Here is a 12,259-nt window from a genome sequence, read left to right on the forward strand (position 1 = left end):
GCCTAGCGGTCAAAAGAGTGACTCCGGAATTGTACCGGGGTCATTTTCTTTATACCAGAATTCTAGCCCATCTAGGACACATACAATTGACGGATTCCCTGAAGGCCAGCCATTTATAATAACTCCTCAGTAGGAAATACTGTAAAACAAATGGTGAAATGGGGGACAGAATTATGCCTGAATTGCCAGAGATGGAGACATATAAAACATTACTGGGGTCATTGATTGGTGGGCAAAAAGTTTCGAATGTTGAGATTGGGCGGGAAAAGTCTATTAATGTTTCAGTTGACGGGTTTACTATGCAAGTTTCAAATCAAGCTATAACAACGGTTACTAGAAGAGCTAAATATTTAATATTTCAATTACAGGATGGGAAATGTTTATTATTGCACCTGATGCTTGGCGGATGGATGTTTTTTGGCAAAGAGGAGGATAAACCAGACAGGACCATTCAAGTAAAGCTATCATTCGGGGAACAACATTTATATTTCATTGGACTGCGATTGGGCTACCTGCATCTTTTATCATCTGAAGAGGTCCAGGAAGAGTTTAAGAAACTCGGACCTGAAGTGCTTGATCCTGATTTTACATTGGGTGCCTTCCATCAACTAATGGATAAAAGAAGAGGAACAATTAAAACAACATTAATCAATCAAGAAGTGTTAGCTGGGATAGGGAATGGGTATTCAGATGAGATTCTTTGGCATGCAGAGATTCGCCCTGATAAAAAAATCAATGATCTTGAAGATCAACAATTATCACGGCTATATCATTCGATGCAGTTCATCCTTAAAAGAGGAATCGAACAAGGTGGTTATATGGAAAACCCGCTATATAAAGGAGATGGCAAAACAGGCGGCTACCAATTTTATGTTTATGACAGAGAAGGTAAAGAATGTTCTCGCTGCAATGCGTCCATTATAAAAAGTGAAATCTCTTCACGGAAAACTTACTTTTGTCCCAATTGCCAGCAATAAATGAAAGTTTGCAGAAACACATTGTGATGCTGTTGAGAAGAATGTATTTGCAAAATTAGAGAGTCTTATCCTTGGTGGATAAGGCTCCTTTAGTAGTTTGTTTTATTTCCATCTTTTGGTGTGTTATATTGGTATGAGCCTTTGGAAGCCCTTTTGTTCATTAAGCAATATCGTGAATCGTTTTTTCTAAGAATGATTACAGTCTGTAATTACCTAAGTGAGGTTTTTTATATGAGAGTAATCGGAATTGACCTATCAGGTCCAAAAAATCATAAGGATACAGTTCTCACTATTTTCAAACAAGAGGAAAACCACCTGGAATTGGTTAAGTGGGCAAATAACTTAAGCGATCAGGACATATTGAAAGAGGTTTTTGAGCAAAGTCAATTGGATGAGGTAGTTATCGGAATTGATGCACCCTTATCCTATGAAGACGGTGGAGGAGATAGAAAAAGTGACCGGGAACTAAGAAAATTCATTGTGAAATTAGGGATGAGATCCGGGTCAATCATGCCGCCAACCTTAAATAGAATGGTGTATTTAACTTTAAGGGGAATAAAACTTAGTAGAGAAATAGAGAATTTAAACGCTGCGTATCCCATTTCTTTAGTGGAAGTCCATCCAGGGGCCATAATTGGATCGAGACTATCAAAACAAAATATTGAATATGTGTTGGCTTACAAACAAGAACAATCCGCTAGAAGTTATATTCGAAATTGGCTTACGGAGCAGGGACTTAAGCAATTACCCATTGAAATTGAATCAGAAAGCCATTCCATCGATGCATGTGCAGCTGCGTTAGGTGCATGGCACTGGAAGGCTCCTTCGTATAGTGCAAAGTGGATATTCCCGGCCTTTCCCCCGCTACATCCTTATGACTATTGCTGTTGAGTTCAGCAGAAGTTGGCCGTAAGTATTGAAAATACTTTAAGTTCGGTGAGTTGTGATTTCTTTAGTAATCATTGCAGATACCTCAATTAATTTCACCTTTAGATTACAACCAAGGCAATAAAGAGATTAAAGGCAAAACAAGTTGAAACTGAGGAGGTAAGTAGATGGATGTTTCACATATTGTTAAAAGAATTAATGAACTTTTTAATATAACAAATAAGGAAATCTATTCAAAGGAATCTGGGGTTACATACCATGCAGATAAAAAAGTTAAAAAGTTAGGATACTGTGTGAACCTAACGCTTGAAACTATAGAGGAAGCAAGAATTCATGGTGTTGATATGATGGTGACTCACCACGATGCATGGGATGAAATATATGGCTTAAAAGAGGCATGCATAGAAAAACTAGCGGAATACGGTATAAGTCACTACTATAATCACTTGCCGCTTGATGACTGTAACTTTGGAACAAATGATAGTTTATTACAAAAATTGAATTTAGAAATTGTAAAAAGGACCCACGAATGGGAAGGGTTATATTTTGGCAGAATCGCAGAATATGAAGACGAAATTGAATTTAATGAACTAGTAAAACGTTTGGAAAATCTACTTGAAGAACCAGTTAAATACTGGCAGTTTAATGACGATAAGGTAAAGCGAGTGGGCTTAGTCTGTGGCAATGGAGCGCCAACAGCTTGCCTTAAGGAAGCAGTTGAAAATAAGTGTGATGTATACATTACAGGAGAATGTAATTTGTATACGATTCAATATGCTCAGTTTAAAGGGGTCAATCTTATCATTGGAAGTCATACTTTCACAGAATTCTTTGGAATTGAAAGTTTAGCATTTAAATTGAATGAGAACATAAAAGAACTTGATATAGTGAGACTTAATGAAGAGCATTATGAAGCGAGTATAAGAGAAAATAACAGGGAACTACGTATAACTTAAAGTAAAAGCCACCCCTACATCCAAGGGGTCCTAAAGCGATCTATCCCTTGTATTTCCGCCCACAAAGACGATCTCCCTAAAAAAGCCATTGAAAGGCCGAAGCGGTCCGAAGATTGTACTTGCATAAATTGGAGCCTTATCCTTTGGTGGATAAGGCTCTTTTAGCAGCAAGAAATTTTACTATTTGAAATGATATTTCGACTCTAGATTGAAACGGAAGAACCCGTGTCTCTTTGCTTTTCTTATTTTAGAGTGTCACAAAAGCTTGCAGGCATTCGTTATAAAGAGTGAAAGGAGGGAGGAATAACATGAAAGACCCAAACAAGGATTTTGAAAAGATGGAGGAGTTATACGAGCTGTATGAACAGAAAATTTATTATGTGGCCTATTCGGTTTTGAATAATATTCAGCAGGCTGAAGATGCAGTTCAAGAAACGTTTATTACTCTTTACCAGCATATAGATAAAGTTCACACCTTGAACACTCTCGACCTTAAACGCTACATTTTGAGAATCGCAAAAAACAAAGCGATTGATAGCTACAGAAAAAATAAACGGCATGGAATATTCTTGGATGAATATCAAAAAGAGGCGACAGAGGTAACAGATGAAAATATTAAAGACTGGGAACAGTGTCTAATGTCTGAAGCCCAAATCGATACATTGTTAACAACATTAAAGGAGTCTTACAAACTTGTTTTTAAATACAAAGTCTACTATGACTTGAGTTATCAGGAAATTTCAGAGCTAGTAGGTGTTACTGAAGCCAATGTTCGCAAGCAATTTGAACGGGCTCGAAAAAGTATACTGACTGTTTTAGGAGGTAGACAAAATGACGAATTCAAAGAACTCAAAAAAAATGGATGACTTTGCTGAAAAAATTGCTTTAGACGATTTTGATAAACTGGAAGAGGTGCATGAATTTTCAGATACATATAACTACAAGAAAAAATTATTTATGCAGGAAATCAAGATGAAAGGTAAACAACCTCAGGCCAGGCGTAAAAGGAATCGTATTTTAATCACCGCTGCCTGCTTATTGATTGGCATTCCAACAACCGCATTTGGGGCAGTCAAAGTCTATGATATGATTGTCCAAAAACAAAATTATGAAGTGAATATTTCAGTGGCAAATAAGATTTTCAATAAGAAAGACAGTTGGTATAAGATGAAAGTCGGCTATTTACCAGAAAATATGGAAGAGTTTGAGGCAATGAAATATTCCTTTAAAGATAATTATGCAAATGGTGGGTTTTCATTCATTCTATGGAGATTAGGGAATAATTCTGATTTTCAAACTTTGTATGCAAGTGACTACGTAGAAAAGGAGATCAATGGTAGGAAAGTAGTGATTGTTAATAAAGATACTGGAAACAAAAATGTAATGTTTGATAGACAGGTCTTTCTCTTATTCAAAGAAGAGGGAATGATGTTACAAAGTTATGTTGGTACTGATGTAAGTGATGAACAAATGTTGAAAGTCATAGAGGGCATTTCACTTGAACCAACAACGGAGGAGATGGCATCATACACAGCGGATTATGATGAAGCCCTGTTTAGTAAAGCGGAGGAACCTACAGAATCTCGCGTTATTCCTTTGAAAAAAGACAGCAAACAACTATTTAAGGTGGGTCAAACGGTTCCAGTAACCATGGAGAAAGGAGTTACTGGAAATGAAGGTAAACTAGAATTTGTTATAGAAAAAGTTGAAGTCTTTGATTCAATTAAGGATTTAAAACAAGAGAACTTTAATGAAGTAGGACTGGAAGTTCTGAGAGAGAATAAGGCCATAAATCCAGCAAAGAAATTATTGCCCTACAAGCGGGATGTATATAAAGTTGGAAATGGCAAAGATTCAATTGACGAATTAATAGAGTCGGAATTGGTCAATCTTAAATTTGTCTACATGACAACAACAGTGAAAAATACTAGTAAACAGGCAACCGAAGAAATCTATATGCACCCGTCTTTACAAGTACTTCAATCTGAAAAAAATGCATGGAAATATGATGGAAAAGCGGGGATTTACGAAGAAAGCATTATGACCGGCGAAGTTGATTATTTAGAACCTCACGGAAGCGGAAAAGGCTTTTACAATATTGGTATTATCCAACCAGGTGAATCGAAAAAGATTAATTTAGGTTATTTTGTTGATGAGGATAAATTGGATTCAATCTTCCTTGATGCCTTCCATTACAGTGGATTTGGTAATACTGAAAATATGAATGCTAAAAATCGTTGGTGGATTGATATTCGTCAATAGTTGCAGATAATATCCAACAGCCTAAAGCCAGTAAACCTCATCAGAGCCTCATGTGTTCCCACATACAATCCACAAATGTCGAGTGCGTGGCGCAACTGGTACAAAAATAACCAAAAGAACAAACATAAAAAAGTGCCTGTTACTCACCCGTTTTTTCGACAAGATCCGGGGAGTGCCGGGCACTTTCTTTAAGTTTAATTCAAATTACTGCCGTCAATATACACTTTGATTCTATCAATCTTGCCATCACGACTGAAAATGGTTTGACTTGTTTCGAGATCTAAGGTATCTGTATCTTCAAAAATACGTTCTGTTCCATCTTTATAACAAACGTTGATTTTCTTTTTGCCTTCCAGATAATAGATGACGGGAACTGCACAGAATGTAAATCCTAAGGAATTCTCGTCTAGCTGGATGGTGTCTGAATCTGCAGCATGGCTATTCCTAGGCAGGGACCAGGTTTTCGTCTCTGTTAAAAACTCAGCCTTTGCTAATAACTCCGGTTTAAAATGAATGAGTCCGGCTTCTGCCTTCACTCCTAATTCACCTAGTCTGGAGATAAAGTCTTCTTTCACCTGTCCGGTCATACCTGGTTGTTGGACTCCTGCAAAGCCGGGAGTATGGGAATAGGCGTCTGTTGGAAATGCGCCGTATTGTTCCGGTGATTTTTCTAATCCTATTCCTGCCTTAAGATCTTCATAGTAATTCATAAGCGCCCTGGCTTCCTCAGTCAGTCCCTGTTGGTCAGAGATAACTTCAAAGTTTTCTTGTGTCGCCAAAACCAACTTTGATACCATGTGCCAATAGATGCTTCCTAAACCTTCATACTTATAAAAGGTACCGGAGCGTCCTGTAAAAGCATGATGGTCAAATAGGTTCGTGAAGATTTCTGCAACGATTTTAATATCCTCATCCTTATACTCTTTTGTGGCTTTCAATGCTTCTTGAATCTCTTCACCGTTTCTGAATTGACCGTTAAAATGGTACTTCCCATTCACATCTTTTTCAATAAATCGTGTGGAATTCTGATTCAGTTCTGCTGTTAAAACAGTTGATGACATCACTTGTTCATCAGGAATCACATTTTTCTCTAAGAACTTTGGCAGCTCACGATTTGGATAGAGCATATAGCTGTTTTGGTCTTCGCGATAAATAGAACTATCTCGAAGTGCCGCTAAAACTTCAATCGTTTCTTTTTCATCTAAAGCTTTTGAACTTAGTACGGCAACCTGGCCTTCTAACATCTCATAAAGATTGGATATGCTGCAGTTTTCGTGATCAAATCGGATGAGATTGTAAGAGTGGTATAGGCCGTCATCTCGTTTATTCTTTTTAATTGAATCTTGTAAGTGGAGCATTGAAACCTCAATGAATTCTTTAAGGTATTCTATTGAAAGTGCACCTTTATCTCCTGAAAAACCCTTTTCATAGATGGATTCTCTATAGGTTTCTCCAATCTCGCCTAAGGATTTTACTATAGAAAAACGAGTGTCATCGGACATTTTATTGCCAAGGGATTCTTTACTATCCTTCAATATTGCCATTGTCTCCTGAAACATCTGAAGCACTTCAACTGAAACTTCAATGGAGTCCTCTTTCATTTCCTTCACGAGTTGACTCATAAAGTTTTGGAAACGATGCAAATAATACAGGGTTACCATTGACAATCCATTCCCAACGAGAGCGTTGTTCGCATCGTTCCACTCAGGACGTTGAGTATTCATCCAAATGCCGCCCTCAGGCACATAGTTAGAGAATTTAGCAAGCAGAGTAACCAAAAGTTTTTCCATTAAATTAACTTTGTAGATTCCGTCCTTGTTGTAAACTAACTTACCATCTGATCCAAGACTTGCCGTTTTGTTCGCAATACGTTGTTCATTCTCTTCATCATATACAATAGTGTTTCTTGGATCGTCGACCAATGCATCAAATCCTTTAATCCTGTAGGGAACATTCGCATACACAAAAATGTCTTTATGAAGAAGAGCCTTTAACTTTTCAGGATTATAAGCCTTTGATAATTCCATTAGCTTCAAAAGGTAAATAATTTGATGGTCTCCCCAGTATCCAATATTCGACCACGGATCTTCAGGGTCAAGTTTCTCCCAGTCAATTCCGTCTTTCGTAATCCGGTAAGGGTTATAACCGTCTGGTGTTGATGCATTTACGAATTTGGCAATGATACTCTCCGTATATGCAGGGTAGGAAATGGATAAGGCTTCCCAATTTTGAAAGATATCACGCCAATTTCCTTCAAACTTCAGCTCTTTGCCTCCATCTTCTTTGGCAATTTCAATACAAAATTTATTCCACGGACGACTTGGGTCCCCATGTCGCCTGCTGTAGGTGAGTGGTAAGTATTCAAATACTAATCGCTCAAAATCCTTGCAACCACGCTCTGCTGCCAAAGCAATCAGTTCATTATAGTTAATCGTTTCGGGCAATTGGCTTATAAAATCCAGTTGTTTCGTATATACTTCTTTATTCCAAACCCCAACAAATGCTTTGAAATCCTCTCGGTCAATCACATAGCCGTCTGCATAGATCCCGCCTCGCATGATATTGTAAAGGGTATTTGAGAAGTGTCGGTAACCCGCCTTCTCGTTAGCAGTACATTGGAATCCGTCTGCATCAAATACAAGCTTCTTAAGATTGTGCTCACCCTTTGAAACATCAGCTTCCATGTCTTCAAGAATTGAGTGTTTATTCGTAATATCCTGAATAAGTTTTTCAACTTTTGAAGCGCTTTGATTGAGTTCAGCGACGATATACCAGTTTTTTGATTCACGACCCTGAAGGCGGATTGAATCGACAACATAGTAGGAACCTCTTCTGCCCTTAATATCCACTTCCGTTTGGATTTCTTCGTTTTGAGAGAAAGCTTTAATCTGCTGTTCTGATAAAAGGTAGCCAGGATTTTCAAGTCCCTTTGACCAAACCGTCGTTGCTTTCAATGATTCACTTGGCTCCGCTTTATCGGTTAAAATCGAACTAAGCGTGTAGATGCCAAGTCCTGCTTTTTCTACTAATTCACATCGTTTATATCCATCAACAAGCGTGCTCTTTGTTGTTTGCAAAAGCGTATTGACCCCGTAAGGCAGGATGTTGCGAATACCGTCCAGGACTCTAATCTCAGCATCCTGTTCCGCCAGGTTAACCACTCTGGATTCTTTAATAAATCCAAATAAATCACTGCTCTTCCATGTGTAGGTGTAACGAACCTCCAAGTCATGGTTAATCTCTTCAAACATAATCTTATTGCCTATGGTGTTTTTATAGAGGTTTCTTGTAATCTGGTATACATCGCTATTATGAGTTGAGAAAGGTTTCCACAGAAAATTCTTTTCATTTTTATTCACGATTAGTATGGTATGTGAACCGGTTGTCTCAATACTGTCATGGATTTTATCATCTGTATAATATGGAAATAATGCTGTCTCTGCATTTTTACGACCGCAAGTCAGTCCGCCAGTACTTGATATAAACATCCAAAGGTCAGCATCACTTACTATTGTCATAAAGAATGGATTCATTTGATTGTAGTTTTCAATCTTGAAATAAGTTTCCTCACTGATCGTTACCGTTTCTAATGAAATCGGTTTCATTTCAGTGTGTAAAGATGCATTTCCAAAGTACAAGTTTGGTATATTCATCATTCTATATCCCTTTCTAAATCAAATTTTTAAATTGTTCTAATCATATAGAGTGCTAAGGTTATAAGGGGGAAGCCTGGGGACGTTTCCTATGCTTCCATTAAATAAAAGAACGATCAGCGCTTTTCAATCCTTTGCGCAATTTACTTCTTCAAACTATTTGCTCTCTCCTTTAAACCTTTCACTCTTCATTGTATCCTCTAAAGGGAATTTTCTTTAGGTTCTATCTTTTGTAAACGGTCTTATATTTTTAGGGATAAGATAACGATGTCATATGAATTTGCTTTGCTTGTGTAAAATTTTGGATAAAGGGTATTATACCTCTGAACATATTTGAGGAGGTATAGGAAATGTCTAACATGATCAAACAAGAAGAAGTGGAAACTTTGAGAGAGTTAATCAAAGATGTGGACACGGCCATGCTGACTACGGTAACGGAAGAAGGGCTCGTTTCTCGTCCTATGAAAACACAAGAAGTAGAGTTTGATGGCGACTTATGGTTTTTCACTAAAAAAGAAACGAATAAATACGAAGAAATTTTACATGATCAAGACGTGAATGTAGCTTATGCAGGTAAGTCCTATGTTTCAGTCCGGGGAAGAGCCGAAATTGTTGAGGATTTAAACAAGAAAAAGGAATTGTGGAGCAAAGCATATGAACAGATCATGCAAACTTCATATGATGATTCCAGCGTTGTCTTGATAAAGGTAAAAGCCGAAGCAGCCGAATATTGGGAAACCGGTAATTTTATAAAGAGAATCGCCTTTATGTATAAAAGAATGACAGGGCAAAGCTCAGAATCGACAGATATTAATGAAACGATGGAACTGAATAATTAAGAGATCGAAGAAACTCTCGATTATATGAATAAATAGCTACGCGTATATTTCGTGAAAGAATATTAAGAGTTCGACCCCGATTCTGTTCGGGGTCTTTTTGCTGTACTATCCATGGGGGTTACTCTGCCGTTTTTCTTAATCAGTTTTGGCAGCAAAATATTATTTTAACTCACCCAGTGGAATGCTATGATAGGAAAGTTAAAATTACCATTCCCACTAGATTGATAAAAAGTGCTTTATCATGGTATAAGTGTAAATGGAGCAGAGCATTCTGCTTTTTAATTTTGGGATCAGGGAAGTTCTGTAATCCCATCATGAGAGGATTTGAATCAAGTTATGAAAGAAAATTTTTGGCGTGATTTACCACGACCATTTTTTATATTGGCACCAATGGAAGAAGTGACGGATGTTGTTTTTCGCCATGTGGTGAGTGAAGCGGCGAGACCGGATGTGTTTTTTACAGAGTTTACGAATTCGGAGAGCTATTGTCATCCTGATGGAATCAAGAGTGTGCGCGGGCGTTTGACTTTTACAGAGGATGAACAGCCAATTGTCGCCCATATCTGGGGGGATAAGCCTGAAAACTTTAGGCAAATGAGCATTGGTATGGCGGAAATGGGTTTTAAAGGTCTGGATATCAATATGGGCTGTCCGGTGCCCAATGTGGTGCAGAACGGGAAGGGAAGCGGCCTGATCCGTCGTCCGGATGCAGCAGCAGAATTAATCCAGGCGGCAAAAGCGGGAGGATTGCCCGTTAGTGTTAAGACAAGGCTTGGTTTCTCAGATGTAGACGAATGGAAGAGCTGGCTGAAGCACATATTGGAGCAAGACATTGCTAATCTTTCGATTCATCTGCGTACAAGGGATGAAATGAGCAAAGTCCCTGCACATTGGGAGCTGATTCCTGAGATAAAGAAACTTCGTGACGAGGTGGCGCCGGATACCCTTCTGACGATCAATGGGGATATCCCTGACCGTCAGACTGGCTTAGAGTTGGTTGAGCAATATGGTGTTGATGGAGTTATGATTGGGCGAGGCATTTTCCATAATCCATTTGCCTTTGAAAAGGAGAAGAAGGAACATAGCAGTGACGAATTGCTCGATCTCTTAAGATTGCATATGAATCTCCATGATCAATATTCACATTTAGAGCTGCGACCGTTCACGGCTCTTCATCGCTTTTTCAAAATCTATGTCAAAGGATTCCCCGGGGCGAGTGGATTAAGAAATCAATTAATGAACACAAAGTCAACAGACCAAGTGCGTGAATTGCTGGAGCAATTTGCTTCAAATAATAGTGAATGAACATCAATATAAATAAAGCAGGACTTTATTAACGGAATCAGGTGATACTGGTTCCGTTATTTTTTTAATTTACCAGCCTCCCTTATTCAGAAAAGATAAAAAAGTACAGAAGATAATAAAAGATTACTCTATGTTAACGCTTTCAAAGTGAATGGTCCGCTATATGATGGAATTGTAGCAAATTAAATCCATCTTTAAAGGGGGAAATATTAGTGAAAAAAGTTTGGAAATTATTTTCAGTTTTAATCGTAATGACAGTGTTAACTGGAATGCTGGCAGCATGCAGCGGGACAACAGGCGGAAGCAGTAAAGTGAGTGTAGGAATTGTTCTTCCAACGAAGGATGAGCCGAGATGGGTGCAGGATGAGCAGCGCTTTAAAGATGCATTAGCTGATTCAGATTACACGACGGAAATACTATTCAGCCAGGGTTCTTCTGCGAAGGAGAAAGAAAACGTAGAAACATTGCTTAACAAAGGAATCGAAGTACTAATTATTGCTCCACATGATGGTGCAGCGGCTGGTTCTGCGGTAGAAGCAGCGAAAAAAGAAGGAGTAACCGTTATATCTTATGACCGTTTAATTACGGAAACAGATGCAATCGATTATTATGTAACGTTTGATAGTGTGGCAGTAGGTGCTGCTCAAGGTCAATATTTAATAGATAGTGCAAAAGGCACAAACGTCCCGTTATACCTGTATGCAGGTGCTTCTTCTGATAATAACGCATTTTTATTCTTCGAAGGTGCTTGGAAAGTTCTTCAGCCGAAGATTGCTGACGGTACTTTTGTAATCGCCAACTCTAGTGAAGCAGAGGCATTAAAAGATAAGCAAGATCTTACACGTGATGAATTAGGTAAAATTCTAGGTCAGGTAACAACAAACTGGGATCCAAACGAAGCGAAAAATAAAGCGCAAACACACTTAACAGCAGCAGGTGCTAACTTAAAAGGTGATGTAGCGATTTTAGCTCCAAACGATGGAACTGCTCGTTCCATTGCAGATGTTTTCGGAACTGACTCTGATATTTCTAGTTTCGCTGTAACAGGTCAAGATGCTGAGAAGGCTTCTATCCAATACATCATTGATGGCAAGCAATCTATGACGGTATTTAAAGATGTAAGAACACTGGTTGCAGACGCAATGGGTATGGCGATCGACATTTTGGATGGTAAAAAACCATCTACAACTGGTTCATACGACAATGGAAAAGTTGAAGTGAAGGCGAAGCAAACAGACGTAATTGTTGTAGACGAAGAGAACGTAAAGAAAGAACTAATTGATTCAGAATACTACGAAGCCAGTGAGTTTACTGGACTATAAAATGAAAACTGCGTGATAGTAGTCCATTTGACTACTATCACGCAATTATTATAGCTG

9 protein-coding genes are annotated in these 12,259 nt (G+C 38.3%); 8 read left to right on the forward strand and 1 reads right to left on the reverse strand.

Annotation, left to right across the window (positions count from 1 at the left end; genetic code table 11):
• Nucleotides 1-173 precede the first annotated feature (173 nt).
• The 5 genes from mutM to AC0VX7_RS02080 all read left to right on the forward strand — a co-directional run bounded on the left by mutM (nucleotide 174) and on the right by AC0VX7_RS02080 (nucleotide 5,083).
• Complete coding sequence (gene mutM / locus AC0VX7_RS02060) at nucleotides 174-977, forward strand: bifunctional DNA-formamidopyrimidine glycosylase/DNA-(apurinic or apyrimidinic site) lyase (protein ID WP_475426437.1); 804 nt, start codon at nucleotides 174-176, stop codon at nucleotides 975-977.
• Nucleotides 978-1,208: 231 nt separating this feature from the next.
• The gene (locus AC0VX7_RS02065) at nucleotides 1,209-1,868 is read left to right on the forward strand and encodes a DUF429 domain-containing protein (protein WP_475426438.1); all 660 of its coding nucleotides are present in this window, start codon (nucleotides 1,209-1,211) and stop codon (nucleotides 1,866-1,868) included.
• Nucleotides 1,869-2,032: 164 nt separating this feature from the next.
• Nucleotides 2,033-2,821 (forward strand): Nif3-like dinuclear metal center hexameric protein, encoded by a 789-nt coding sequence (locus AC0VX7_RS02070; RefSeq protein ID WP_475426439.1) that lies wholly within the window; start codon nucleotides 2,033-2,035, stop codon nucleotides 2,819-2,821.
• Nucleotides 2,822-3,129: 308 nt separating this feature from the next.
• The gene (locus tag AC0VX7_RS02075; RefSeq protein ID WP_215036685.1) at nucleotides 3,130-3,687 is read left to right on the forward strand and encodes an RNA polymerase sigma factor; all 558 of its coding nucleotides are present in this window, start codon (nucleotides 3,130-3,132) and stop codon (nucleotides 3,685-3,687) included.
• Nucleotides 3,653-5,083, forward strand: coding sequence for an anti-sigma factor (locus AC0VX7_RS02080; RefSeq protein WP_475426440.1), 1,431 nt, complete (start codon nucleotides 3,653-3,655; stop codon nucleotides 5,081-5,083). Before AC0VX7_RS02075 ends, AC0VX7_RS02080 begins: the two co-directional genes overlap by 35 nt.
• 194 nt (nucleotides 5,084-5,277) lie before the next feature.
• Here AC0VX7_RS02080 and AC0VX7_RS02085 read toward each other — a convergent pair whose 3' ends face one another.
• Nucleotides 5,278-8,739 carry a hypothetical protein gene (locus tag AC0VX7_RS02085; RefSeq protein ID WP_475426441.1) on the reverse strand — a complete coding sequence of 1,154 codons (3,462 nt, stop codon included), beginning with the start codon at nucleotides 8,737-8,739 and terminating at the stop codon, nucleotides 5,278-5,280.
• A 347-nt stretch (nucleotides 8,740-9,086) separates the two neighbouring features.
• Here AC0VX7_RS02085 and AC0VX7_RS02090 point away from each other — a divergent pair, with 347 nt between their 5' ends.
• The 3 genes from AC0VX7_RS02090 (at nucleotide 9,087) to AC0VX7_RS02100 (ending at nucleotide 12,202) form a co-directional block, all read left to right on the forward strand.
• The gene (locus tag AC0VX7_RS02090) at nucleotides 9,087-9,575 is read left to right on the forward strand and encodes a pyridoxamine 5'-phosphate oxidase family protein (RefSeq protein ID WP_475426442.1); all 489 of its coding nucleotides are present in this window, start codon (nucleotides 9,087-9,089) and stop codon (nucleotides 9,573-9,575) included.
• Between the two features lie 336 nt (nucleotides 9,576-9,911).
• Nucleotides 9,912-10,880: a tRNA dihydrouridine synthase gene (locus tag AC0VX7_RS02095; protein ID WP_475426443.1), complete on the forward strand. Its 969-nt coding sequence runs from the start codon at nucleotides 9,912-9,914 to the stop codon at nucleotides 10,878-10,880.
• A 212-nt stretch (nucleotides 10,881-11,092) separates the two neighbouring features.
• The gene (locus AC0VX7_RS02100; RefSeq protein ID WP_475426444.1) at nucleotides 11,093-12,202 is read left to right on the forward strand and encodes a sugar ABC transporter substrate-binding protein; all 1,110 of its coding nucleotides are present in this window, start codon (nucleotides 11,093-11,095) and stop codon (nucleotides 12,200-12,202) included.
• The last annotated feature ends 57 nt before the right edge of the window (nucleotides 12,203-12,259 follow it).

It is taken from the genome of Mesobacillus sp. QJM3NY_10 (assembly GCF_056173465.1).

Excerpts from the sequence above, each read along its gene's own strand:
- AC0VX7_RS02075 (WP_215036685.1), top strand. The coding sequence starts at position 3,130 with ATGAAAGACCCAAACAAGGATTTTGAAAAGATGGAGGAGTTATACGAG.
- AC0VX7_RS02095 (WP_475426443.1), top strand. The coding sequence starts at position 9,912 with ATGAAAGAAAATTTTTGGCGTGATTTACCACGACCATTTTTTATATTG.
- AC0VX7_RS02080 (WP_475426440.1), top strand. The coding sequence starts at position 3,653 with ATGACGAATTCAAAGAACTCAAAAAAAATGGATGACTTTGCTGAAAAA.
- mutM (WP_475426437.1), top strand. The coding sequence starts at position 174 with ATGCCTGAATTGCCAGAGATGGAGACATATAAAACATTACTGGGGTCA.
- AC0VX7_RS02070 (WP_475426439.1), top strand. The coding sequence starts at position 2,033 with ATGGATGTTTCACATATTGTTAAAAGAATTAATGAACTTTTTAATATA.
- AC0VX7_RS02090 (WP_475426442.1), top strand. The coding sequence starts at position 9,087 with ATGTCTAACATGATCAAACAAGAAGAAGTGGAAACTTTGAGAGAGTTA.
- AC0VX7_RS02085 (WP_475426441.1), bottom strand. The coding sequence starts at position 8,739 with ATGATGAATATACCAAACTTGTACTTTGGAAATGCATCTTTACACACT.
- AC0VX7_RS02065 (WP_475426438.1), top strand. The coding sequence starts at position 1,209 with ATGAGAGTAATCGGAATTGACCTATCAGGTCCAAAAAATCATAAGGAT.